This is a genomic window from Marinobacter arenosus (assembly GCF_019264345.1).
GTDB classification, from domain to species: domain Bacteria; phylum Pseudomonadota; class Gammaproteobacteria; order Pseudomonadales; family Oleiphilaceae; genus Marinobacter; species Marinobacter arenosus.
The window spans coordinates 189,830-215,575 of sequence record NZ_JAHVAO010000002.1 but is presented as its reverse complement, the minus strand read 5'-3'; the positions used below and the strand labels follow the sequence as shown (position 1 = coordinate 215,575).

Below are 25,746 nucleotides of genomic sequence, written 5' to 3'. Positions count from 1 at the left end.
GAGCTAGTCACGGCCGGGCAGTTTTTTCCAGGCCACCTCATCCCGGATGTACACCGGTTGCGCCATTTCAGCGGGCACCGCCTGCCCCTGCCGATATCCGGCTTCGGCCAACCTGGCAACCCAGGCCGCACGCGGAACCAGGGTGTCGTCGACAGTAACGACGCGGCCAGCCACCTCGGCGGGCATCTCCTCCCGGAACCGCCAACCCTGTCCTGCGCCCACCCAGCGTCCGGATTCGCCTTCAAGGGCAACCAGGGACGGCGGGCAAACCCGTTCTTTGCCCTGCAAAACCGGCAAGCCATCACGGCGGGCGAAACATCCCCAGTAGACTTCGCCCATACGGGCATCGAATGCCACGGCAACTGTGTCCCCGTCATTCAGATCCAGAGTTTCCATTGCCCCGAGCGCCACGGTCGCCAGGGAGGACACCGGCACCACCGGTACGTCCAGCCCCCAGGCAAGGCCTTGGACCACGCCTGTAGCGATTCGGATGCCGGTGAAGGAACCCGGCCCGCAGGCGAACGCCAAGGCATCCAGGTCCGCCGGCACCAGGCTCTTCTCCGCCAGCAACTCGCGCACCATGGGCATCAACAGCCGGGTGTGGCCACGCGGCGCAATCTCGAAACGTTCGGATATCTCGCCATCAACAAGAAGGGCTGCCGAGCAGCCCTCCGATGACGTATCCAGTGCCAGCAGTTTCACGGCCGTGAAAACCCTCGGATCAGGATAGTGATGATTTACTGAAGCTTGGACAGAATCTGGTCGCGAATGCTGTCCAGGCTACCAATGCCTTCCACCCGAACATACTTCGGTGCCGCATCCGGGGCCTCGGCAGCCCAGTCCTGATAGTAACCTACCAGCGGCGCAGTCTGGTCGTGGTAGATTTTCAGGCGCTTGCGAACAGTCTCTTCTTTATCGTCTTCGCGCTGAACCAGTGCTTCACCGGTTTCGTCGTCTTTGCCCTCAACCTTGGGCGGATCGTATTTCACGTGATAAATACGGCCACTGCCCTCGTGCACACGGCGCCCGGAGAGACGGCTGACAATTTCTTCGTCATCGACTGCAATCTCGACCACGAAATCAATGGCGATGCCCTGGTCTTTCAGCGCTTCGGCCTGAGGAATGGTCCGCGGGAAACCGTCCAGCAGGAAACCGTTCTTGCAGTCAGGCTGCTGAATGCGCTCTTCGATCAACGCAATGATGATGTCGTCAGACACCAGACCGCCGGTGGCCATCACTTCCTTGACCTGCTTTCCGAGCTCGGACTCGGCCTTGACCGCGGCACGCAGCATGTCACCGGTGGAGATCTGGGGAATATCGAATCGTTCAGTGATGAACTGGGCCTGCGTCCCCTTGCCCGCGCCCGGCGCGCCTAACATGATGATTCGCATAACGTTGTGCTCCCGTTTTAGTCATTATCGTTTAAAAAGTTGTGGCAAAAGCCCGCGCCTTTGCGACAACCTCTCGGCATCGAACGGATACGCGCCGGAATCGGCGAACGCGCATTATACGAAGTCAGCCTCCTTAGAGAAAGTCGACCTCCGTATCATGCACCGCGACCGGGCATCTTAGCCCAGGAATGGCCTGCGGACTCAGGATGACAGGGATGTGGCCAGCGCGTCCAGATCCGGGGCAACGCGATCGATCTCAAGTTCCAGATCGTCCACCACCCCGGGCGCAAGCCCAAGTCCCTCAAGGAGAGAGGGGATGTCGTCGGCGTTGAATTCGTCGCCAATACCTCGTGCCTTGAGCAGGGCATTGGCCAGCTGAACCATCAACACGTACTGCTCGTGCTCGCCATGATAACTGGCATGCTGATGCATGCCCGCTGACTTGACCACCGGATCCGGTAACTGCCAGAGCCGGTGCAGGATCCCGCCAATGGCGCCATGGCCGACGGCAAGAATCTGTTCATTTTGGGCATGCCCGAACACCTGCTGTTCCAGCGAATGCATGCTGGCCTCAGGGTTGGCCTCGCGCAGGGCATTCAGCTCCTCGAATTCGGCCGGGAACAGGTGCCCCACCAGCAACAGACCGAAGTTGTGCAGGAGACCACACAGGTAGGCCAGCCCTTTGTCGACGCCACAATGGGGCGCCAGGCTCTGGCACAGGAATGCGCAGTACAGGGAGTGGCGCCAGAAATTGTCCATGCCCAGCATACCCTTGCGCGGCACGTCGAATGCCCGCACCGAGGCGATACCCAGAGCGATGTGAGCCACCCGGTCGAACCCAAGAACCCGCGTGACCGCTTCCTGAACCGAGTTGATCTGCCCCGGGTAGTTGAACAGGGCTGAACGGGCGTAGCGCATGATCTGGGCCGTAAGGCTGGGATCGAACTCGATCAGCTCCGCAAGCTCCCGGGCGGTGGCTTCGGTGTTGGCGGTCAAACGAAGGATTCGCAAAGCAAGCGCCGGCATGGGCGGGAGTCGATAGAGCTGCTGGAGCTTATCGGCGACTTCATCCAGGGTGAGCGCCGTGCGATCACCGTTGCCCTGCCCCCGAATCACCAGGTGTCCGGTTCTGCCTCCGGCCAGGGCAAGTCTCAGGTGGCGCCCCTCCATGTCCAACAGCCCGTGATCGGTTCCACCGGATAAGAGGACCCGCTCCGCCCGGGCTACGTCCTCGTCCACCAAAACCGGTAGGTCGTACGCCGCACCGATTGGGGGGATGAAGCCGGGATCACAGTCACTGAACAACCTCATGGTCTGGCGCGCGGTCAGCGGCTGCAGATTGCGTCCGGTAAGCTGATGGACCGCGTCCATGTCCAGTGAACTGTCGAACTTGTGCACGGCCATGACGACACCGCTGATGTCGATCAGCAGGGTCGCCTGGATGAAGTCCGCCTGTGGCTGCCCGGAGGCGATTACCGCTGCGTCAAGATTGGCCACCTGGTCGATCCGAAGATCCGTGTAGGGCAAGCCCTTTCGGGCAAGAAATCGTTCCAGTCGCGCAGCTAGAGCCACAGCTTACTCCTGTTTTTCTTGGGGCGTGGTGCCGCCACCTGTTCGATGGTCCCTAGCTTAACCGGTGTTGCGCATGCCCGCAGCAATTCCTGCCATGGTCACCTTGAGCGCCCGCTCGACCAGCTCAGGCACTTCACCCTTGTCTTCGCTTTCCCGATTGCGCCGGAGCAGCTCCGCCTGCAGGTAATGCAGAGGATCGGTATAGGGGTTGCGTACCCGCATGGAGTGAGCAAACACCGGCTCGTCTTCCAGCAGGTCCGTTTGCTCCTTCAGCTCCAGCAATCGGTGGATGCAGCGCTGCAAACGCTCCCGCAAGTCGGCCCCGAGGGTCTGCAGGTTTTCGTCGTCCAGCAGGGTCTTTTCGTAATAGCTGGCAATCCGGAGATCGGACTTGGCCAACACCATTTCCAGCATATCCACGTACGTCCGGAAGAACGGCCACCCCCTCATCATGTCGCGAAGGACCGGCAGGCGGTTGTCCTGGGCCGCGGCTTCCAACGCTACATCGCTGCCCAACCAACTGGGCAGCATCAGTCGCATCTGGGTCCAGGCAAAGATCCACGGAATAGCCCGCAGACTCTCCACCCCGCCCGTGGCTTTGCGTCGCGCCGGTCGGCTGCCGAGCGCGAGCTTGCCCAGCGCCTGCTCCGGCGTGACCTGGCGAAAATAGGGCACGAAGTCCGGGTTCTCCCGGACTACCTCGCGGTAGGCCGCGAGAGACCGCTCGGTCAGCCAGTCCATGGTGTCGCGCCACTCGGGCTCGGGTACGGGCGGCGGAGCCAATGTCGCCTCTATCACCGCGGTGGTGTACAGCGTCAGGCTTTGCACCGCCAGGTGCGGCAGACCAAACTTGAAGCGAATCATTTCACCCTGCTCGGTGATCCGGAAACTGCCGTTCACCGAACCCGGCGGCTGGGACAGGATCGCCCGATTGGCGGGACCGCCGCCGCGCCCCACTGTTCCGCCACGACCGTGGAACAGGGTCAGGTGCACACCGTACTGATTGGCAATCTTGGTCAGCTGTTCCTGGGCCTGATACTGAGCCCAGGCAGCCATCAACTGGCCAGCGTCCTTGGAAGAATCGGAGTAACCGATCATGACTTCCTGACGCCCCCGGCAGTATTCCCGGTACCATTCGACTTCGTAGAGGGCCGCCATGCTGTCCGGAGCCCCTCGAAGGTCGTCCAGGGTCTCGAACAGGGGAACCACCCTCATGGGGTACTTCATTCCGGATTCCCGGAGCAGAAGGATGACGCTGAGCACATCCGACGGCTTGCTTGCCATGGAGATGACGTACGATCCCAGTGCCTGGGGCGTCTGCTGGGCAACCACTTCGCAGGTTGCCAGTACTTCGCGCACTTGCTCCGAGGGCTCCCAGTTGCGTGGCACCAGGGGCCGCCGGCCCTGGAGCTCCTTCACCAGAAATGCCTGCCGATCGGTTTCCGACCAGGACAGGTAGTCGCCCAGACCAAGGTAATTCACCATCTCGGCAACCGCCTCGGCATGGCGGGAGGCTTCCTGACGAATGTCCAGACGAATCAAGGGCAATCCGAAGGTGTGGGCCCGGCGAATGGTATCCAGCAACGGGCCGTTGGCGATTGTTTCCAGCCCGCATTCCACCAGCGACCGGTAGCACAGTTCCAGGGGCCCGGTGAGATCTTCATTCTCGAACAGGATCCCGTTGGCATCGGCAGGCTCGCCATTCACGCTGGCCTCCGCCCAGTCACGGGTTTTGACAAGGCGTTCGCGCAACTCGGCCAGCACCTGACGATAGGGTTCCCGGGCATCACCCACGCGTTCCCGGAGCTCGGCGCTGGCCTGCCACATGGACAGCTCCGCGCGTAAGGCCTGAATGTCCCGCAAGTACAGGTCAGCCGCCATCCAGCGGCCGAGCAGGAAAACCTGTCGGGTAACCTGATGAGTGACGTTGGGGTTGCCATCCCGATCCCCACCCATCCACGAGGCGATGCGAATGGGCGAGGCCTGCAGCGGCAAGCCCCGGCCGGTCGAATCGACCAGGGCGGCGTCGAGACTGCTGAGGAAACGTGGCAGGGCCTGCCAGAGGCTGTTTTCGATGACGGCGAAGCCCCATTTGGCCTCGTCCACGGCGGTTGGCCGTTCGTGGCGAATTTCGTCGGTGTGCCAGGCCTCGGTCACAAGCCGCGAGAGCCGATCAACCACCTCCTCGCGTTCTGCCGGCATCAGGTCGTCGTGGTCCAGTCGCCCCAGACACTCGGACATCTCGTCGTACTTCATGATCAGGGTCCGGCGCGCGACTTCCGTCGGGTGAGCCGTCAACACGAACTCGATGCGCAGGTCGGCCACCCGCTCGTGCAGTTGCTCAGGACTGACGCCGCCGGCCTTCAGACGGTCGAACACCTCTCCCAGGGACTCCACCATCAGGTCCGATTGGTGACCTCGCTTACGACGGATCCCGTGGTATTGTTCCGCCAGGTTGGCGAGGTTGAGGAACTGGTTAAACGCCCGGGTGACCGGCAGCAATTCGTCATCGCTCAGCTTGCGCAGAAGACTCACCAGGCGCTGCCCGGAGCCACTCTCCTGCTTCCGGTCTCCCTTGGCCGCCGCACGGATCTCCTCGATCAGCTCGTAACACTCCTGCCCGGGGTAGCGCTGGATACTCTGTCCCAGCAATTCCCCCAGCATACGTACATTCTCTCGAAGATCGGGATGTAGCTCAGTCACATTGACGTCCTTTTGAATTGACGGAGGCAAAGTAAACTTACGATACTAAGGAATAGCCGAGAAAGTCTATTGGCGTTTCAAGCCTCTGGCCGCAAGGAGTACCCATGAAAGTAACTGATCTGCCCAAGCACTGGGAAAAGCAGAAAGAGCCCGTCGAGCGGACTCACGATTACAACCTGCGACTGCCGCTGGAGGATGCAGCGCGAATTGCCGCCCTGGCCGAACTCTATCCGGATCGCAGTGAGAGTGACATTCTCAACGACATGATCGGCGCCGCCCTGGACGATCTGGTGCGCCAGAGCCCCCTGAAAGATCGGCTGGAAACCAAAGAAAAGTAAGACGCCCGAAATCCGTCAGGGCGAAAAGTACAGAGCGAAGGGAATACGATCGGAGTGGCGGACGCCACTCCGTTGAACGACCCTGAACAGGCCCTGGGCGGTCAGCCGATCAGGCCACCGATTCCAGCTGACGGGCCTTGAGACGCTGGATATGCTTCTGGCTAAGACTCACGAACCTGGGGGTCAGGCCCCGATCCTCATAGATCTCAAAGCCATCCTCATCATAAGCCACCACCTTGGTACCCTGAACATAGGGGAAACGGGTCTCCATTTCATCCAGCGCTGCCGAAATCAGGTCCCGCATGAGGTCCTGGGGCGATTTCATTGGATAGAGCGCTGCCAGTTTCTCCAAACGCTTGTGATGCTGGTCGGACAACGCCATAAAGTAGGCGTCGCGGGTCAACCGTCCGCGAGCATGCTTGTCCCAATAATTGACCAGATCCTTGATTTTCATGGTGCCTTCACTCCTGCATCTTATTGATGGCGCACGGCGCACGGAATCAGTGCGTCCGTTCCCCGAAGTGTAGACGAAGCGGCTGCGGCGGGAACCTGGTAATTGGTAACGGATTGTACTTACCGTGGCCCTATTCTCTGTTCCCGGAGCTCCCCTTTTCCACGCCCTTGACCGCCTGCCACACGGCGTCCAGCGCTTCGAGGGATTCCTCGTCCATGTCGCGGCCTTCGCGCATGAGCACCCGCTCAATGGCCCGGAACCGGGCATCAAATTTGTGATTGGTGCGCTTGAGGGCCTGCTCAGGATTGACCTTCATGAAACGTGCCAGATTGACACACACAAACAACAGGTCGCCCAGCTCGTCCTCCACGGCATCCGGATCACCAGTTCCGGTCTGGGCCGCATGCCAGGCTTCCTTGAGTTCATCGATTTCCTCATGGAGCTTGTCGAAGACGGGTCCGATGTCCGGCCAGTCGAAGCCGTGCCTGGCCGCCCGCTTCTGAAGCTTTTCGGCCCGCGCCATCGCCGGCAGGGTACGGGCAATGCCATCGAGCCGACTGACGGGCGCATCCGAAGGCGGAACCAGAGCTCTCTCCTCGGCTTTGATACGCTCCCAACTCTCCTTGATCCAGGCCTCGTCCGGCCGATTGTCCGGATCGATCCGGCTATCCAGCGTGCCCTCCGGGAACACGTGAGGATGACGGCGAACCAGCTTGTGAACCAGGTTGTCGACGACACCGTCAAAATCGAAATGCCCGTCCTCTTTGCCGATCTGGGCATAGAAAATCACCTGGAACAGCAGGTCCCCCAATTCGTCCTTCAGGTGGGGAAAGTCCTCGCGCTCGATGGCGTCCGCGACTTCGTAGGCCTCCTCAAGCGTGTGCGGAACGATGGTAGCGTAGGTTTGCCTGGTGTCCCACGGGCAGCCGGTCTCCGGGTCCCGGAGCCGCGCCATCAGGGTTTTCAGATCGTCTATGGAATAGCTCATCCGCGCTTGCGCCTCACATCGATGATATTGGGCAGGTTGCGTATTTGCGCCAGCAGCCGGGCCAGTTGTTCCAGGCTCGAAATTTCCACCGTTACGGTCATGGTGGCGGTATTCTCGTCCTGGTTGCTCAGGGTATTGAGCGCCAGCACATCACTCTTCGAGGCAGAAAGTACCTGGGTGATGTCGCGCAACAGCCCAGACCGGTCATAAGCCTCGATCTGAATATCCACCGGGTACACAGCGGCCGGCTTGCCCCCCCAACTGACCTCGATGATCCGGTTGGGCTCGAACTCCCGCAGGTTCAGGAAGGTCAGGCAATCCTGGCGATGCACGGTGACCCCACGCCCGACCGTGATGTACCCGCCGATGGGATCCCCCGGGAGCGGCTTGCAGCACTTGGCGACCTGGGTCTTGAGTTTTCCAACGCCCTGAATCTGGATGTCGGTTGCAGTGTCATAGGGCTTGTGGCGCTGGGCACTGAACTTCAGATCCAGTTGCTCGGATTTGGGCTCCAGCATCTGCTGGGCGACGTGGGCAACATGGGCAGGCCGGAGATCGCCGGCACCAATCGCGGCGAACATGTCCTCGGCCCCGTGATAGTTCACCTTCTCCGCCAACTCGTTCAGATTCACGTCGTACAGCGACAGGCGCTTGAATTCGTCCTCCAGAATGGCGCGTCCGTCGATGATGTTGCGGCCACGATCCTGCTGTTTGAACCAGTGGGTTACTTTGGCCCGCGCCCGGGAGGTCTGCACGTACCCCAGGCTCGGATTCAGCCAGTCCCGGCTGGGTGCCGGGTTGTTCGACGTCAGGATGAAGATCTGATCGCCGGTTTTCAGCGGGTAGGTCAGCGGCACGATCCGGTTGTTGACCCGCGCGCCGCGACAGGCGTGACCGATCTCCGTGTGCACCCGGTAGGCAAAGTCGACCGGTGTGGCACCCTGGGGAAGGTCCACCACGTGACCCTCCGGGGTAAACACATAGACCCGGTCCGACGCGACATCGGATTTGAGATGATCAGCAAGGCCAGAGAGGTCGCCCAGATCTTCCTGCCATTCCAACACCTGGCGCAACCAGTTGATCTTGGCGTCGTAGCCAGTGGATTTGTTCCCCCTGTCGGTACCCTTGTACAGCCAGTGAGCACACACGCCCAGCTCTGCTTCCTCGTGCATTTTATGGGTGCGGATCTGGACTTCCATCACCTTGCCCTCGGGGCCAATCACCGCCGTGTGCAATGACTGGTACCCGTTCTCCTTGGGGTTGGCGATGTAATCGTCAAACTCGTTGGGAATGTGGCGCCACAGGCTGTGAACGATCCCGAGTGCGGCGTAGCAGTCGCGAACCTCGGGCACCAGAATCCTGACCGCGCGAACATCGTAGACCTGGGAGAAGTCGATGCCCTTGCGCCGCATTTTTCGCCAGATACTGTAGATGTGCTTGGCCCGGCCCGACAGGTCGCCGACGATGCCGGAATCCTCCAGCTCCTTGTGCAGGGTGTCGATCACACGCTTGATGTAGTCGTCCCGGTCCAGCCGCTTTTCATCCAGCAGCTTGGCGATTTTCTTGTAGGCGGTCTCGTGCAGGTAGCGGAAGGACAGATCCTCCAGCTCCCACTTGATATGACCAATCCCGAGGCGGTGGGCCAGCGGGGCGTATATATCGAACACCTCGCGCGCTACCCGCATGCGCTTCTCTTCCGGCGCGTTCTTGACCGCCCGGATCGCGCAGGTGCGCTCGGCCAGTTTGATCAGGGCGACCCGCACGTCATCGATCATGGTAACCAGCATTTTGCGGACGTTGTCGAGCTGGCCCTCACTCTGCCCCAGGACATTCCCCTTGAGGGGGTGATGGATGGACGAAATCGCCGCCATCTGCTGAACACCGTTGATCAGCCCGGCGATCTCATCGCCGAATTCCTTGCGCACGTCGTCCAGCGGGACACGCTCTTCCCGCACCGCCCGGTACAGAATAGCGGCAACGAGGCTGGCCTGGTCCAGATGCAGCTCCGCAAGCACCTGCGCCATTTCAATGCCAATTCGGAAGCTGCTGGACCCCGGCGCCCAAAGTCGGTCTTCGCGAAACGCCTGAAGGTCGATCTCCGCTGCCTTCTCACAGGCTTTGCGAAACTGATCGACATCGTCCAGATGGGTTTGGGCAGCGATCGTCTGGACCCATCGTTCGATGTCCACTTCGCCGTCACCGGTCAATGCATAGTCTTCGCGAACTTTTACCATATCGGTTTTGCCATTTTTGCTGGTTCCCGCTCCCATCCCTGGGGCGTCTCTCTTCCGTCAGTCGGAATCCCGCTCAAACAGGGCGATGGATTCTACATGGGTGGTATGGGGGAACATGTCCATCACACCGGCGCGTACAAGCCGATAACCGTTGCGCACCATGACCCCGGCATCCCGCGCCAGGGTGGCCGGATTGCACGATACGTAAACGATCCGGTTGGCTCCAAACGCGGTCAGGTACTTGCAGATTTCTTCCGCACCCGAACGCGGTGGATCAATCAGGATCTTGTCGAACCCCTCTTTGGCCCAGCTCTGGCCGGTGAAATCCCCGTGCAGATCGGCGCCATGAAAGGCAACGTTGTCCAGGCCATTGAGCTCCGCATTTTCGCGGCCGCGAACCACCATGGCGTCATCGCCTTCCACGCCGACGACCTGGCCACCTTTGCGCGCCAGCGGCAGCGTAAAGTTGCCGAGACCGCAAAACAGGTCGAGCACGCGCTCGCCAGGCTGAACATCAAGCCATTCGACAGCCCTGTGTACCATGGTGCGATTGATCCCCGCATTGACCTGGGTAAAGTCCATGGGATGGAACTTCATGGTCAGGTCGAATTCGTCCAGCCGGTAACTCAACCGCTCATCGGCCGGACCGTCGGACGCAGGCCAGATCCGGTGTACCGTGTCCGGCCCTTTCGGCTGCAGGTAGATATGCAAATCGTGGGCCTGTCCAAACGCAATCAGGCGGCCCCGGTCGTCCCCGCTCAGCTCATCCATGTTGCGGAACACCATCACCGCCTCATCGTCGCCACAGGCCACTTCCACCTGCGGAATCCGGTTGTAGGCGTCGAGGCTATGGAGCATCTCTCGCAGGGGCAGAATCCGCTCGCCAATTCGCGGATCCATCACCACACATTTATCGATATCGGTGAGGAAGCTGTTCCGCTTCTCACGAAAACCGACCAGCACCGATTCCCGCGCTGGAACGTAACGTACCCCCAGACGGGCCTTGCGGCGGTACCCCAGGCTATCTTCGGAGCGCATCGGCGCCACCCACTCTTCCGGCTCGATGCCTCCAAAATGGGCAAAATGCTCCCGCAAGGTTTCTTCCTTGAACCGGATCTGGGCATCGCCGCTCATATGCTGGAGGCTGCAGCCACCACAGAGGTCGGCAAATTCACACGGAGGCGTCTGGCGCTCCGCAACGCCCTCAAGCACCTCCAGGGTCCTCAGCTCGTCAAACTTGCTTCGGGTGCTCACCACTTTGGCCATGACGGTTTCACCCGGCAGGGCACCGTCCACAAACTGGGTTTTGCCGTCCTGTCGGGCAATTCCTCGGCCGTCGTGACTCAGTTTTTCAATGTCACAGCGCACAGGCTCCTTGGGAAGCGCCTTCCGGCGTCGTCTACTCATACTGGATTCTCTTGATGAAAGGGTCCGGTTCAGGCGCCGGGGAAGACGCCGGTGGACAGATAGCGGTCGCCACGGTCACAGATGATGGCAACGATAACGGCGTTTTCAACCTGCTCGGAAAGTTTCAGTGCCGCGGCAATGGAACCGCCCGATGACACACCGCAGAAGATCCCTTCCTCCGACGCCAGGGCACGCATGGTATTTTCCGCCTCTTCCTGGCCAATATCGAGCACCTGGTCCACCCGGGTCGCGTCGTAAATTTTCGGCAGGTACTCTTCCGGCCAGCGACGGATGCCCGGAATCGCGGCACCCTCTTTGGGCTGCAGCCCGATGATACGGATATCCGGGTTGCGCTCCTTAAGGTAACGGGAAACGCCCATGATGGTACCGGTCGTGCCCATGGAGCTGACAAAGTGAGTCACCCGGCCTTCGGTCTGGCCCCAGATTTCGGGCCCGGTCGTGCGGTAATGGGCCAGCGGATTGTCGGCATTGCTGAACTGGTCGAGAACCTTGCCTTTGCCTTCGGCTTCCATCTGCAGCGCCAGGTCCCGGGCCGTCTCCATGCCCTCTTCCTTGCTCACGGTCACGATTTCCGCGCCATAGGCCCGCATGGATGCCCGCCGTTCTTCACTCATATTGGCCGGCATGATCAGTACCATCCGGTACCCCTTGATGGCAGCAGCCATGGCGAGGGCAATGCCGGTATTTCCGCTGGTTGCCTCAATCAGGGTATCGCCTGGCTTGATCTCGCCGCGGCGTTCCGCTTCCTGAATCATGCTGATTGCAGGCCGGTCTTTCACGGAGCCCGCAGGGTTGTTGCCTTCGAGCTTTGCGAGGATCGTGTTGGATGTCTCACCGGGAAGGCGCTGCAGGCGAACCAGGGGGGTATGCCCGACATAATCTTCAATCGTGGGGAAATTCATATCATTACCCTGTGGTACACTTTTGCGTTCGCATGATACGCGTTATGACCGCAGTCTCCCAATACAGCTTCTAGCTATATCCATGACCGGTGGCTATAACCAAATCACAATATCCGGCGGCCGTGGGACTAATACCTCAGTCAATGGCCTCCGGATCATCTATTCTGACAAGGACGTGACCCCGGAATTGCACCCGGGGCCCAGGCAATCATTCAGGAACAGGGTATGCGACGCTGGGGCATTCGCAAAAAAGTACTGGTGGTGACTCTGGTCCCCACCCTGCTCACCACACTCATGCTGGGTATGTTTTTTACCTACAGCTGGGTCAACAACATTGAGAGCCTGCTCAAGGACCGGGGAGAATCTCTCTCCCGTCAGTTGGCGGCCGGCTCCGAGTACGGCCTGTTTACCGCCAACCGAAGCCTGTTGAGCAGCCTGTCCAATGCCCTGCTGGAAGAGCAGGATGTACGCTCCATCACGTTCTTTGGCAGTGACGGAGCCCGGCTGCTGCATACCGGGCCGGGCAGTTCCGACGGCCTCTCGGCCGAGGAACTGCCCGCTGAAACGGCAACCCGCGTGCACCGCGAGGACAGCACCCGCTTTGTCACCCCGGTCACCCTGCAAGACCTGATGCTCGAAACCATTCTCGACCCCGATGCCCGGGAATCAATGGCCCGGCCCAACGCGCCATTGGGGTGGGTAGCCGTCGAGATGTCCCATGTCCGCACCGAAAAGGAAACCTACAAGGCCCTGTTGATTTCGCTCCTGCTGGTACTCGGCGGCGTGGTTATCAGCCTTGCCATTGCCCTCCGTCTTAGCCGGGCCTTCACTGATCCGGTTTTCGAGCTGAATGAAGCCGTTGCCAAGCTCAAGGAAGGCAAGCTCGATACCCGAGTCTTCACCGGGGCCGGCCCGGAATTCGAGCAACTGGAATCTGGCCTGAACGCCATGGCTGAGGAGCTGAGCAAGGCCCAGGCCGAGATGCAGCAGAACATTGACCAGGCGACCGAAGATCTCCGGGAAACCCTCGAGACCATCGAGATCCAGAACATCGAACTGGACTTTGCCCGCAAGGAGGCCCTTGAGGCCAGCCGTATCAAGTCCGAGTTCCTGGCCAACATGTCCCACGAAATCCGTACTCCGCTGAACGGCATCATCGGGTTTACCGAACTGCTGCTCAAAAGCCCCCTGCCCCGCCAACAGCGGGATCACCTGAGCACCATCCGCAAGTCCTCCGAGATCCTGCTGACCATCATCAATGACATCCTGGACTTCTCGAAGATCGAAGCCGGCAAGCTGATTCTCGACCGCGTGCCGTTCCAGCTTCGCGACATCGTCGAAGAGGTGATGGTAATGCTGGCCCCCGCCGCCCACGCCAAGAATCTGGACCTGGTGCCGCTGGTGTATAACGACGTGCCGGACAACATCATGGGCGATCCCCTTCGGGTGAAACAGGTGATTACCAACCTGGTCAACAACGCGATCAAGTTCACCCAGACCGGCGAAGTGGTACTCAGGGCAAGCCTTGAAGAAGAAGAGAAGGACAGCAACCGGGTCACACTGCGTTTGAGCATTACCGATTCCGGCGTTGGACTTTCCAGGGCTCAACAGCAGTCACTGTTTAACGCCTTCAGCCAGGCCGATGCATCAACCGCCCGACAGTACGGCGGCACCGGGCTGGGACTGGCTATTTCCAAACGGCTGGTGGAAGAAATGGGTGGCAAGATCGGCCTGGAAAGCGAACTGGGCAAGGGCTCCACGTTCTGGTTTACCCTGACCTCCGAACTGTCTGCCAACGGCGAAGCCATCGCCCCGAGGGATGCCCTCCGGGGTGAACGTGTGATCTATCTCGAGCAACAGAAAACCACGGGACTGGCGGTGGAACACCTGCTCAGGGACTGGGGCATGACCGTCGACCGTGTGGCCTCCCCCGGCGCCATGCAGGAGCAGATTGAAGAGGCCCAGAAGAGTCAGGCAGGCTACGCCGTGGCCATTATCGGAATCACCCGGCACCTGCTGAACTCCAGCCAGTACTGCGGGCTGGTCCGTACCCTCGAGATCGAGCGGGATTGCCGCACCCTGTTGCTGACCCCGACCCTGGAAACCCACGACAAGGCGCTCTCAGGCCTCGCCAGCGGCCACCTGACCAAACCGGTCTGCCGGGATGCGTTCTATGACGAGCTGCTGTTGTTGGTGCACGGCATAAGCTCCGGCGGCCGAATGGCGTTGGAGTACGACACGCCGGTGGCCCATCTGCCAGCCGGCAACGTGCCCCGGGTACTGGCCGTGGATGACAACGATGCCAACCTGAAACTGGTGATGACGCTGCTCAATGACTGCCGGATTGAAGCCGAGGGTGCCTCCAGTGGGTTCGAAGCGCTGAGCAAGGCCCGGCAGAAACCCTTTGACCTGGTCTTCATGGATCTGCAGATGCCGGGGATGGACGGTGTGGAAACAACCTCCCGGCTCCGGGACATGGACCCCGCTTCTCACCGGACCCCGATCATCGCCCTGACGGCCCACGCCCTTGCCGACGAGCAGGAACGCCTGATCCAGCAGGGCTTTGATGGCTACATGCCCAAGCCGATCAGCAGCACCCAGTTAACGGACATCATCCGGGACTACACCGGCTACGTCTGTGACAAGCCCGAACGCAATGATCAGATTCCGGTACCCGAGGTGCGTGATACCCGCCGCGCCATGCGACCGTCCACGCGCAAGATGCAGCAGGATTGCGTCAGCATTCAGGAAAGCATTCAACTTGCTGCCGGCAAGGCCGACCTCGCCGAGGAGCTGTTCAGCATGTTGCTTGAGCAAATGCGAAGCGACCAGGCCCGAGTCGAAGGGTTCTGGAAAAACGGCGACCTGGACGGCCTGCTGGAGTGCGTGCACAAGCTGCACGGAGCGACTCGCTACTGCGGGGTTCCGGAGCTTCGGGCAGCCGCGAATCGCCTGGAAACGGCGCTGAAATGCTCGGCGCCGGACGTCGAGCACCAGAAAGACCAACTGGTCTCAGCCATGGAGCGCCTGCAGATCTGGAGCGACCAGACCGACTGGCAACAACTCTTCCGGGAACAGCACCAGCAGGCCGAAATCACCTGAGGAAGGCAACCGCCCGGTTGGCAGTCAGACCCGACCGCGGGCCAGATCCAGAATCGCCTTCATATCACGCACCGCCTCTTTCAGTCCGGTGAACACCGCACGGGCGATGATGGCGTGACCGATGTTCAGTTCGTTGATGCCTGGAATGGCCGCCACCCTTTCGGTGTTGTGATAGTGCAGACCGTGCCCGGCATTGACGATCAACCCCTTCTTGCGGGCGTAGGCCACGGCATCGGCGATGACCTTGAAGGCGGCCTCGGTTTCACCGGCGGTTTTGGCTTCCGCGTATTCGCCGGTATGCAGCTCGACCACCGGCGCGCCACAACGCACGGCGGCATCAATCTGGACCGGATCCGGATCAATGAACAGCGACACCTCCGAGCCGAGCCGGGCCAGGCGCTCGCATGCCTTGGCGACCCGCGCCTCCTGACCATCGACATCCAGGCCGCCCTCGGTCGTCAATTCCTCACGCTTCTCCGGAACCAGGCACACACACTCCGGACGCACCTGTTCGGCAAACGCCAGCATGGCGTCGGTCACCGCCATTTCGAGATTCATCTTGGTCTGCAGTGTCTCCCGGAGCAGAAGCACATCGCGATCCTGAATGTGGCGCCGATCCTCACGGGGGTGGATGGTGATGCCGTCTGCACCCGCTTCCTCTGCCACCAGCGCCGCCTGCACCGGATCCGGATACCGGGTCCCGCGGGCCTGGCGCAGGGTGGCCACATGATCGATGTTGACGCCCAGTAAAACTCTAGGATTCATGCCGTTCTCCCCGAAGGTGACTGAATAAACTGCGACTGTGCAGGGGTCGCCCCTGCAGCAGGTAATCGATTAGCACACGCATCACGCGTTTGGCAGTACGCCGGGACGAATCCGTTTCCAGATCGCCCGCAGCCAGGGCCAGCAACACCTCGCCGGACAGGCTCTGCAGCCGAACACCCGGCCCCGCTGCTACCACGATGCCCTGTTCCGGATCATAACAATACGCCTGATCCGGCTCGACCGTTTGTCCGGTGTCCGTTGCCCGGTCCCAGGCAAAATCAAAACCGAGCGCGGCAACGAAGGCTCGCTCAAATCGTCGCAACACCGGTTCAACATCGGTCGTTTCCGCCAGTTTGGCCAGGGCATCAATGTAGGCGGCAAACACCGTTGGATGCGGATCCGCCGCCGGCATGATGCGCTGCAGCAACTCATTGAGGTAAAGACCACTGTAAAGCGAGGCCGTGCGATGCAGAGAGGGCCCGCTGCGCACGTCAACGTGGGTGAGTGTCTTGAGGTCCCCTCGCCCGCTCCAGTCCAGCATCAGTGGCTGGAACGGTTGCAACTGGGCCTTGAGTGGGCTCTTCGCGCTGTTGGCTCCGCGGGCTATGACGGTCATGCGGCCACGGTTGAGGGTAAACACGTCCACCATCAGACTGGTTTCCCGCCACGGCCGGCGGTGAATCACGTAGGCGGGCTCCTGCTGCTCCGGCCCCCTCATAAACGCCTCAGAGGTCGTTCATTCCGAGGCTTTTCAGGGCCCGGTCGCTGTCGGCCCAGCCCCGTTTGACCTTGACCCACAGTCGCAGCATGATCTTGCTGTCAAACAACCGCTCCATGTCGGTCCGGGCTTCCTGACCAATGCGGCGCAGGCGCTCGCCCTTGTCACCGATCATGATCTTCTTCTGACCCTCCCGCTCGACAAGAATGAGCGCGGAGATGTGCAGAGTCTTGCCGTCCCGCTTGAACTCCTCAATTTCCACGGCAACGGAATACGGCAGTTCGGCGCCCAGTTGGCGGGTAATTTTCTCGCGCACGATCTCCGACGCCAGGAACCGCTCACTGCGGTCAGTGACCTGGTCATCGGGGTAGAAATGGACACTTTCCGGAAGAAACCGGCCAACAGCTTCTTCGAGGGGAGCCAGGTTGGTCTCCTTCAGGGCTGACAAGGGAATGATTTCGGCAAAATCACGCTTCTTGGACAGCATATCCAGATGCGGCAGCAGCGCCTCCCGCTTCTCGATTTTGTCGACCTTGTTCACCGCGAGAATGACCGGGCATGTCAGTTTGCTGAGCTTTTCCAGAACCATTTCATCGGCCGTGGTCCAGGACAGTTGGTCAATAACGAATACCACCACATCGACGTCGATCAGCGCGGATGTCGCCGCCTTATTCATGTACCGATTCAGGGCCCGAGGCTCTTCCTCGTGCATGCCCGGCGTATCCACGTAGATGGCCTGCACCGGGCCCTGGGTCTTGATTCCCAAAACCTGATGGCGGGTGGTCTGGGGCTTGCGGGAGGTGATGCTCAGCTTCTGGCCGAGAATGTGATTCAACAGGGTAGATTTGCCCACATTGGGCCGACCGACAATCGCCACGAAACCGCAGCGACTGTCCGGGTTTTCCGGACGGATGACATCGTTCATTACTGGTTCTCCACGCCCAGCTCTTGCAGGGCGTTACGGGCGGCCTGTTGCTCGGCGACACGGCGGCTGCTGCCGGTTCCGGTCGTCTTACGGTCCAGTGAAGGCAACGCACAGGATACATGGAAAGTCTGGTTGTGGGCTTCGCCATCGACGGAAATGACGTCGTAACGCGGCAACGGAAACTGGCGGGACTGGAGGTATTCCTGCAAGCGGGTCTTGGGATCCTTCTGGGTATCCTGGAGATCCAGCTTCTCGAGCCGCTGTTCAAACCACTGCAGGACCTTTTCCCGGCAGGTGTGAAAATCACTGTCGAGGTAGATGGCGCCGATGATCGACTCGACCGCATCGGCCAGGATGGACTCCCGGCGGAAACCGCCACTCTTGAGTTCACCCGAGCCCAGGCGGAGGTAATTGCCGAGCTGGAACTCGCGTCCGATCTCCGCCAGGGTAACCCCTTTGACCATTCGGGCACGTAACCGGCTCAACTGGCCTTCCCGGGCTTTTTCAAAGTGCAGGAACAGGTATTCGGCAATCACCATGTTCACGATGGAGTCACCGAGAAACTCCAGGCGCTCGTTATTCTGATTGCCATAACTTCGGTGGGTGAGCGCCAGCAAAAGCCGCTCGGGCGATTTGAACTGGTAGCCTATGCGGCGCTGTAACTGGTCCAGATCCGATTGCGAACTCACTTGCCCTTCATCTCGTATTCATGCTTGAAGTGGACGACGGTATCCACGTTGCGGAAAAGATTATTGCGAACCTCGTAATCCACAACGATCACCACGAACTCCCCGTTTTTCTCGACGGAAATATTCTTGGCATCAAAACCGCGCACATTGTTCACGCTCAGGCGCTTGTTGATCAGCGTGCGAACCTGGGCCGGCCCCATGCTGGACAAACCCTCGGTTCCATCCAGGCTTTCCAGGGCTTCCTGAATGGTGATGTCATCCAGGTAAACGGGGCCCAGTTTGATCAGCAGCGTCAGCAGGCCACCGAAAAACAGCACCATGACCATGACGGTCAATGCCGAGGCGCCGCCCTGTCGCCCCATGGCGGAGAGTTTGTTTTTCTTCATTGTTACTGCACTCCAGACTCGTTTGAATTACTCAATGCCGCCCACTCGGTCAAAGGATGGCAGACTGGTAAGTGATTTCCAGTGCATCCAGATCCCGAAGGCCTTGCCCACCACCAGCTCGTCGGGAACCGTACCCCAGTACCGGCTGTCGTTGCTGTTGTCGCGGTTATCGCCCATCACAAAGTAATGATCCTCCGGCACGACCCATTCGCCTTCGCCGGAGGCACCGGGACGCCCCATGGTCAGGAAGATATCGTGCTCAACGTCGCCGAGGTCTTCACGGCGCAACTCCACCGGGGGCAGACGGGCGACAAACCGGGTTTCAACCTTTTCACCGTTGATATACAGCTGCTTGTCCCGGTAGCGAATCCGGTCCCCGGGCATCCCAATCACCCGTTTGATGTAGTTGGTCTCGCCGTCCTTCGGGTACCGAAAAACCATGACATCGCCACGCTCCGGATCTCCGACTTCGAGAATCTTGGTGCCGGCGACGGGCAGGCGCAGACCATAGGCGTACTTATTGACGAGAATGAAATCCCCGACTTCCAGTGTTGGCAGCATCGACCCGGACGGAATCTGGAATGGCTCAACCAGAAAGGAGCGGAGCACCAACACGATGGCCAGCACCGGAAAGAACGACCGGCTGAGGTCAACCAGATACGGTTCCTTCGGTTCTTCGGCTTCGTCCTCGATTGCCTCTTCGGACGCCGTGCCGTTGGCACGTGCCGCAGCAAGACGGCGCTCCCGCAAAAACAATTTGTCCGCCAGCCAGATCAGACCTGTGGCAAAGGTCAGAACTACCAGAACCAGGGGAAAATCAATATCCATCCAGGTGCCTTTTATTTGTCCACTTGCAACACGGCCAGAAACGCTTCCTGAGGCACCTCGACATTACCCAGCTGCTTCATGCGTTTCTTACCCTCTTTCTGCTTCTGAAGCAGCTTCTTCTTCCGGCTCACGTCACCACCGTAACACTTGGCCGTTACGTTCTTGCGAAGGGCCTTGACGGTTACCCGCGCCACCACCTGGGTGCCGATGGCAGCCTGGATGGCGATATCAAACATCTGCCTCGGGATCAGTTCCTTCATCTTGTCGATCAACTGACGCCCTTTGTGGTGTGCCTGCTCCTTGTGGACGATCAGAGCGAGGGCGTCCACCCGCTCACCATTGATCAGAACATCCAGGCGGACCAGGTTGGCGGGCTGGAACCGCACGAAATGGTAGTCCAGCGACGCAAAACCCCGGCTTGCTGACTTGATGCGATCGAAGAAATCCATCACCACTTCCGCCATCGGCAACTCATAGGTGAGCTGCACCTGGGTGGACATGAAGTGCATGTTCTTCTGCACGCCGCGCTTTTCCTCGCACAGCGCAATGACGTTACCCAGGTGCTCCTGGGGAACCAGGATGCTGGCCTCCACAATCGGCTCGCGCATCTCCTCAATAGACCCAATATCCGGAAGCCGGGACGGGTTGTCTACCGAGAGAGTCTCACCCTGCTTGGTAACTACCTCATAGATTACGGTCGGGGCCGTGGTAATGAGGTCAATGTCGTATTCCCGCTCAAGCCGCTCCTGGATGATTTCCATGTGCAGCATGCCCAGGAAACCGCAGCGGAAACCGAACCCGAGCGCATCCGAGTTCTCGGGTTCGAAGAACAGTGAGGCATCGTTCAGGGTCAGTTTCTCGAGGGCGTCCCGGAAATCGTCGTAGTCATCGGCGCTGACCGGGAAGAGACCGGCATAGACCTGGGGCTTTACCTTCTTGAACCCCGGCAACATCGGGGTTTCTTCGGCAAACTTCTGGTGCACAATGGTGTCACCCACCGGAGCCCCGTGAATGTCCTTGATGCCCGCCACCACAAAGCCGACGTCGCCGGCCTGGAGAATATCGGTATCCTTGGGTTTCGGGTTGAATATCCCGACCTTGTCCGCGTTCCAGCTCTTGCCGGTGGACTTGATGACGATCTTGTCACCCTTCTTCATGGTGCCTTCGGTCACACGGACCAGCGACACCACGCCCAGGTAGTTATCGAACCAGGAATCGATGATCAGCGCCTGCAGGGGCGCGGAACGGTCCCCCTTGGGCGGCGGAATCCGCTTGATCAGATCCTCGAGCACATCCTCAACGCCAAGACCGCTCTTGGCACTGCAGCGCACCGCGTCAGACGCTTCGATACCGATGATGTCCTCGATCTCCGCGGCCACGCGCTCCGGTTCAGCCTGGGGCAGGTCCATCTTGTTCAGGACCGGAACCACCTCCAGGCCCTGCTCGATCGCGGTGTAACAGTTGGCGACGGACTGGGCTTCAACACCCTGGCCGGCATCAACCACCAAAAGGGCCCCTTCGCAGGCATAGAGGGAGCGGGAGACCTCATAGGAGAAATCCACGTGCCCCGGTGTGTCGATAAAATTCAGCTTGTATACGTGACCATCCTTCGCCGTGTAATTGAGCGTGACACTCTGGGCCTTGATGGTGATACCGCGCTCCCGCTCCAGATCCATGGAATCCAGGACCTGTTCGGCCATTTCCCGGTCCGTCAGGCCACCACAGATCTGGATAAAACGATCTGCAAGGGTAGATTTACCATGGTCGATGTGGGCGATGATGGAGAAGTTACGGATTCGGCTCAGTTCAGTCACAGACGATGAATACTCATAAAAAGACGAAGGATTGAGCCCGGAAGGGCCGTTGCCGGGAACCGGGAACGGCGTGATTTTACCGGTTACCGGCTGTCATTGCCATGATCAGGAAATCAGCGGTTTTTCATACTGCCGAATCAGGAAGCCAATCAGCGCGTCTTCATCCAGTGGATAGCTGAACAGATTGCCCTGGCACTGGGCGCAGCCGGAAGACTTGAGGAAACTGAGCTGCTGGGGTGTTTCGACCCCTTCCGCCACGACCGTCAGATGCAGTTTGCGCGCCAGGGCGATGACCGCGGACGCAACATCCGTGGCACTGACGTTGTAGGGAATATCACGGATGAACCGGTGATCAATCTTGATGACATCCAGCGGCAGCTGCTGCAGTGACACCAACGAACAGGATCCCGTACCGAAATCATCCAGAATCAGACAGACGCCCAGATCGTGGAGCGAAACCAGCAGCTCGCGCAGGGTTCGGGGATCTTCGTTCAGCAGTTCCGCGGGCATCTCCAGCTCGAGACGCTCCGGCGACACCCCGGTCTCGGTGATCACCTGCCGGATCATGTCGAGGAACCCGGAGTCGGTGAGCTGCCGGACCGACAGGTTAACCGCCATTTTCAGGGACTCGAAGCCCGCCCGTTCCAGGGCCTGAACCTGAATACAGGCCTGGCGCAACGCCATCTCACCCAAGCGTACGATCAGACCGGTTTCTTCCGCCAGTCCGATGAACTGCTGGGCAGACACCAACCCTTTTTCCGGATGATGCCAGCGCAGGAATGCCTCGACACCAATCACCCGTTCGGTGGCCAGATCTACCTTGGGCTGGTAATGCAGGACAAACCGGTCCCCTTCCAGCGCGGTAGCCAGCTCTTCCTGCTGGAGCAGACGTCGTGCAGCCTTGATATTCATCGCCGGTGTAAAGAACTGGTAGGTGTTACGGCCCAGCTCCTTCGCCCGGTACATCGCCAGGTCGGCAAACTTCATCAGCGTGCCCGAATCCTCGCTGTCATGGGGAATCATGGTGATGCCAATACTGACGGTGATCCCGACTTCGTGGTCATTCAGGCGAATGCGCTGGCACAGGCGACGCAGAATGGTTTCGGCCACCTTGCCTGCGGCATCGGGCCCGCTGATCCGGGACAGCAGGACCACAAATTCGTCACCACCGAGGCGAGCCACGGAATCCTCTTCGCGAACGCAGCCCTCCAGCCACTCAGCGACCTGACACAGCAGTTCGTCGCCCGAGTCGTGGCCGAGGGTGTCATTGATTCGCTTGAAACCATCAAGGTCGAGGAACATCAGGGCCGCGGGCTCGCCGCTGCGTCGGCTGCGGCGCACCACGTGGTTGAGCCGGTCACGGAACAGCTGCCGGTTCGCCAACCCGGTAAGCGGATCATAGAACGCCAGGCGGTGCAGTTCGGACTGGGCGGCCTTGAGTTGCGTCAGATCCCTCAGGCTGAGCACCACGCCGTTAACCCCCGGCACGCTTAGCATGGCTGTGAAGGTCCCTTCCATGTCGCGCCACTGACCACCGGCATCCCGGATTCGCACACGAATCACCGGCATCTGTTTGCCCGGGGCCGCCTTGGATTCTTCAAACCCCTTCAGCAACTGAGGCCAGTCATCAACGTGGGAGAGGGATTCGAGGGCCAGTGATTGCAGTTGGCCCGGGTCAAACCCGAGAATGTCAAAACTGGACGGGCTCGCGTAGATTGCCTCTCCGTGTCGATCCATGACCAGCGTGACGTTGGCGGCGCCTTCCGTGATAGCGCGGTAACGGCCGGCACTGATCTGCGCCATCAGGCGGGAACGGATCAGCGCCAGCACAAACAGGAACAACAGGACGCTGATGACCAGACCACTGCCCAGCACGATGGGAGGACGCGGGTCCGACGCGAGGAAATCGAAAGCCGGTGTCGAGCGCGTTTGCAGGAGCCAGTCTCGCCCGCCCGCGGTCACGGTCTGGCTCATTTCGAAACTGAACTCGTTATCCAGTGACCCAAGGTTGGAGCCGTACATCAGAGTGTCGCGGGCAACCACACCGTTGTCGTAGATGCGCACGTCGAGAAAGGGGGAGATCAGACCGACAATGCCGTCGATCAGGTTGTTCATACGGAAGGCACTGAATACGTAGCCCGCCAGCATCATGCGCCGTTCGGCCCGGATCTCCGGAACGTCCCCGCCCTGGTAGACCGGGTAATACATCAGGAAACTGGCCTGATCCTCGGCAAGCTCCTCCTGGATCAGCACCACCTTACCCGTCACCGTCGGTATCGCGTCGTCCCGGGCTTGCTCCATGGCAAGACGATGAACCGGATCACTGAAGGCATCGTAACCCAACGCCCGCCGATTCCGGTCGGTGCCGGGCTCGAGATACACCATCGGGTAGTAGTAAGGGCCGGTTCCCAAGGGGCTGACCAGGTAGTTATGAACGCCATCGGCCCGGACCGACGCAATGTGATCCGCCATCTGACGTACGCCAATGCGCCGGACATAACCAATTCCCTGAATGCCCGGGTAGTAACGGTTGATGTCGACCTTATCAATGTATTCGCGCCACTGCTCCCGAGACACATCGCCCGACACGGCAAACAGACCGGCACTACCCGCGAGCACCTGCTCGTAGTTCAGCAGACGTTCTTCGATCGCAGTTTTGAGCTGGAGAGACTGGGTCCGGAAACGGGCCTGGGTACGGTCATCAACAAGGCGAATCGACACCTGCCAGAGAACGATCGTGATCGCAATTACAACGGCAAAAACGAGCCACGCGACCCACGCGTTCCGAAATTCCAACAGCTGTCGGAGAGGTAGATCCTTTTTGTTCATCATCTGATCCGGTCCGTTCCATGGCCATGCTAGTTTTTTTGAATCGGGCAAGTATAACAAAAGCCTCCGGATCTGTCGTTTCTGACAGACACCGGAGGCTTTGTTTCCGACTCAGTTGGCCCGATCGGGCCATGCGGTCAGGGTTTCATGACAAGGTAGACCGCCCGCCCCTGACGAACCACCCGGACAGACACGGCCCGGTCTTTCGGCAATGCATCAACGACATCGTTGAATTCCTCAACCGACCGAACTTTTTCCCGGTTGATTTCGGTAATGACATCGCGCGGACGAATGCCCGCTTCAAAGGCCGGCCCACGGGTCACGTTGGTAACCACGACACCCCCATCAACACTCAGGGAATCCGCCAACTCGGACGGGATGGGCTCAACGGTCATTCCCAGCGGGGCCGAGGACGAGCTGCCGCCCTCTGAGGGCTGAACCGGTTGTTCACCGCCCTGCTCCGGGAGCTTGCCAATCTCAACGTCAAGGGTCATTTCCTCGCCGCCACGGAGAATGTTCAGGCTCGCGGTCTCACCGATGGGCGTTCTGCCGACCATGGGTGGCAGGTCGGATGAAAGCTGTATTTCCTCACCGTCGTACTCGAGCACGATATCGCCGGACTGGAGACCGGCTGCCTGGGCCGGAGATCCGTCCATCACCTCGGCCACCAGGGCGCCCCGGGGACGCTTCAGACCGAAAGATTCCGCCAGGTCACGGTTCACTTCCTGAATCAGCACGCCGAGCCAGCCGCGAGAGACCGTGCCGGTGTCTCGGATCTGACGGAAGACGTTCATGGCGTCGTCGATCGGGATGGCAAAGGAAACCCCCATGAAGCCGCCAGAGCGGGTGTAGATCTGGGAATTGATTCCCACCACGTCGCCATCAAGGTTGAACAACGGCCCGCCGGAATTCCCCGGATTGATTGCCACGTCGGTCTGGATGAACGGCACGTAGTTCTCGGTAGGCAAGGAACGGCCGAGGGCACTGACAATGCCGGCGGTGACGGTGTAGTCAAAGCCGAACGGCGAGCCGATGGCAAAGACCCATTCACCGACTTTCAGGTCCCGGGAGCGCCCGATTTCCACGACGGGCAGGTCCTCGCCGTTCTCGATCTTGAGCACCGCCATGTCGGAACGGGGATCGGTGCCCACCAGTTTGGCCGGCAATTCCCGACGATCGTTCAACCGAACAATGATCTCATCCGCACCTTCAACCACGTGGTTGTTGGTGAGCACGTAGCCATCGCGGGATACAATGAACCCCGACCCCATGGAGCGACGAGGCTCGGCATTACCGGGACCACCGCCAAAGGGCGATTGGGGGCCACGGAAGAAATCCTGGAAAAATTCCGGCAATTGCTCCAGTTGACGCTCGCTGAACGGCGAGCCATTCATGCCGCCACTCGAGGCTTTTGGTGCGCTGGTGGTACTGATGTTAACCACCGCTCCCGCGTTGTCCTCCACCAACTCGGTGAAATCCGGAAGATTCCTGGCGCCAGCACTCTGACTCCAGAAAACCGACACCATGACGGACAACATCAGCAGAGCGCCCAGAATTCTCCATACCCGCGTGGCAGGATCTGGCTGGGCAACCGCTGTCAGTATTCTCGGCATGTTATTCCCCCTTGCGTTCGTTTCATTAAACGAAATGTTGAGATGGCCAATGCGTTTTTCAACTTAC

Annotated in this window: 20 protein-coding genes; 2 read left to right on the top strand and 18 right to left on the bottom strand. The window is 60.0% G+C overall.

Annotated elements, in window-relative coordinates:
• Positions 1–3: 3 nt before the first annotated feature.
• The 4 genes from tsaB to ppc form a co-directional block, all read right to left on the bottom strand.
• Positions 4–702, bottom strand: a complete 699-nt coding sequence (tsaB, locus tag KXD86_RS15390; protein ID WP_218637040.1) for a tRNA (adenosine(37)-N6)-threonylcarbamoyltransferase complex dimerization subunit type 1 TsaB — start codon at positions 700–702, stop codon at positions 4–6.
• A 35-nt stretch (positions 703–737) separates the two neighbouring features.
• Complete coding sequence (gene adk / locus KXD86_RS15385) at positions 738–1,391, bottom strand: adenylate kinase (protein WP_218637039.1); 654 nt, start codon at positions 1,389–1,391, stop codon at positions 738–740.
• A gap of 201 nt (positions 1,392–1,592) precedes the next feature.
• Positions 1,593–2,963 (bottom strand): HDOD domain-containing protein, encoded by a 1,371-nt coding sequence (locus tag KXD86_RS15380; protein WP_218637038.1) that lies wholly within the window; start codon positions 2,961–2,963, stop codon positions 1,593–1,595.
• A gap of 57 nt (positions 2,964–3,020) precedes the next feature.
• Complete coding sequence (gene ppc / locus KXD86_RS15375) at positions 3,021–5,666, bottom strand: phosphoenolpyruvate carboxylase (protein ID WP_218637037.1); 2,646 nt, start codon at positions 5,664–5,666, stop codon at positions 3,021–3,023.
• A 104-nt stretch (positions 5,667–5,770) separates the two neighbouring features.
• On the opposite strand from ppc, the gene KXD86_RS15370 reads away from it, so the two are divergent.
• The gene (locus KXD86_RS15370) at positions 5,771–6,004 is read left to right on the top strand and encodes a hypothetical protein (protein WP_218637036.1); all 234 of its coding nucleotides are present in this window, start codon (positions 5,771–5,773) and stop codon (positions 6,002–6,004) included.
• 109 nt (positions 6,005–6,113) lie between these two features.
• Here KXD86_RS15370 and KXD86_RS15365 read toward each other — a convergent pair whose 3' ends face one another.
• From KXD86_RS15365 to cysM, 5 genes are all read right to left on the bottom strand, one after another.
• Positions 6,114–6,458 carry a pilin assembly protein gene (locus KXD86_RS15365; RefSeq protein ID WP_218637035.1) on the bottom strand — a complete coding sequence of 115 codons (345 nt, stop codon included), beginning with the start codon at positions 6,456–6,458 and terminating at the stop codon, positions 6,114–6,116.
• A gap of 130 nt (positions 6,459–6,588) precedes the next feature.
• Entirely contained in the window at positions 6,589–7,446 is an 858-nt protein-coding gene (gene mazG, locus KXD86_RS15360) for a nucleoside triphosphate pyrophosphohydrolase (protein ID WP_218637034.1), read from the bottom strand.
• Entirely contained in the window at positions 7,443–9,680 is a 2,238-nt protein-coding gene (gene relA, locus KXD86_RS15355; protein WP_218637033.1) for a GTP diphosphokinase, read from the bottom strand. Before relA ends, mazG begins: the two co-directional genes overlap by 4 nt.
• Positions 9,681–9,737: 57 nt before the next feature.
• On the bottom strand, positions 9,738–11,087 hold the full coding sequence (rlmD, locus tag KXD86_RS15350; protein ID WP_218637032.1) for a 23S rRNA (uracil(1939)-C(5))-methyltransferase RlmD: 1,350 nt from the start codon (positions 11,085–11,087) through the stop codon (positions 9,738–9,740).
• Positions 11,088–11,116: 29 nt separating this feature from the next.
• On the bottom strand, positions 11,117–12,010 hold the full coding sequence (gene cysM / locus KXD86_RS15345) for a cysteine synthase CysM (protein WP_218637031.1): 894 nt from the start codon (positions 12,008–12,010) through the stop codon (positions 11,117–11,119).
• Positions 12,011–12,235: 225 nt separating this feature from the next.
• Here cysM and KXD86_RS15340 point away from each other — a divergent pair, with 225 nt between their 5' ends.
• Entirely contained in the window at positions 12,236–15,112 is a 2,877-nt protein-coding gene (locus KXD86_RS15340) for an ATP-binding protein (protein ID WP_218637030.1), read from the top strand.
• A gap of 24 nt (positions 15,113–15,136) precedes the next feature.
• On the opposite strand, the gene pdxJ is transcribed toward KXD86_RS15340, so the two are convergent.
• The 9 genes from pdxJ to KXD86_RS15295 form a co-directional block, all read right to left on the bottom strand.
• Entirely contained in the window at positions 15,137–15,877 is a 741-nt protein-coding gene (pdxJ, locus tag KXD86_RS15335; RefSeq protein WP_218637029.1) for a pyridoxine 5'-phosphate synthase, read from the bottom strand.
• A complete protein-coding gene (gene recO / locus KXD86_RS15330; protein WP_218637028.1) occupies positions 15,867–16,595 on the bottom strand; it encodes a DNA repair protein RecO in 729 nt (242 codons plus the stop codon). Before recO ends, pdxJ begins: the two co-directional genes overlap by 11 nt.
• Positions 16,596–16,602: 7 nt before the next feature.
• Complete coding sequence (gene era / locus KXD86_RS15325) at positions 16,603–17,520, bottom strand: GTPase Era (protein ID WP_218637027.1); 918 nt, start codon at positions 17,518–17,520, stop codon at positions 16,603–16,605.
• Positions 17,520–18,209 carry a ribonuclease III gene (rnc, locus tag KXD86_RS15320; protein WP_218637026.1) on the bottom strand — a complete coding sequence of 230 codons (690 nt, stop codon included), beginning with the start codon at positions 18,207–18,209 and terminating at the stop codon, positions 17,520–17,522. Before rnc ends, era begins: the two co-directional genes overlap by 1 nt.
• The gene (locus KXD86_RS15315) at positions 18,206–18,595 is read right to left on the bottom strand and encodes a DUF4845 domain-containing protein (protein WP_218637025.1); all 390 of its coding nucleotides are present in this window, start codon (positions 18,593–18,595) and stop codon (positions 18,206–18,208) included. Before KXD86_RS15315 ends, rnc begins: the two co-directional genes overlap by 4 nt.
• Positions 18,596–18,622: 27 nt before the next feature.
• Positions 18,623–19,423 (bottom strand): signal peptidase I, encoded by an 801-nt coding sequence (gene lepB / locus KXD86_RS15310; protein WP_218637024.1) that lies wholly within the window; start codon positions 19,421–19,423, stop codon positions 18,623–18,625.
• An 11-nt stretch (positions 19,424–19,434) separates the two neighbouring features.
• Positions 19,435–21,237 carry a translation elongation factor 4 gene (gene lepA, locus KXD86_RS15305; RefSeq protein ID WP_218637023.1) on the bottom strand — a complete coding sequence of 601 codons (1,803 nt, stop codon included), beginning with the start codon at positions 21,235–21,237 and terminating at the stop codon, positions 19,435–19,437.
• Between the two features lie 105 nt (positions 21,238–21,342).
• Positions 21,343–24,069: a bifunctional diguanylate cyclase/phosphodiesterase gene (locus KXD86_RS15300; protein ID WP_218637022.1), complete on the bottom strand. Its 2,727-nt coding sequence runs from the start codon at positions 24,067–24,069 to the stop codon at positions 21,343–21,345.
• Positions 24,070–24,203: 134 nt separating this feature from the next.
• Positions 24,204–25,679, bottom strand: a complete 1,476-nt coding sequence (locus KXD86_RS15295; protein WP_218637021.1) for a DegQ family serine endoprotease — start codon at positions 25,677–25,679, stop codon at positions 24,204–24,206.
• Between the last annotated feature and the right edge of the window lie 67 nt (positions 25,680–25,746).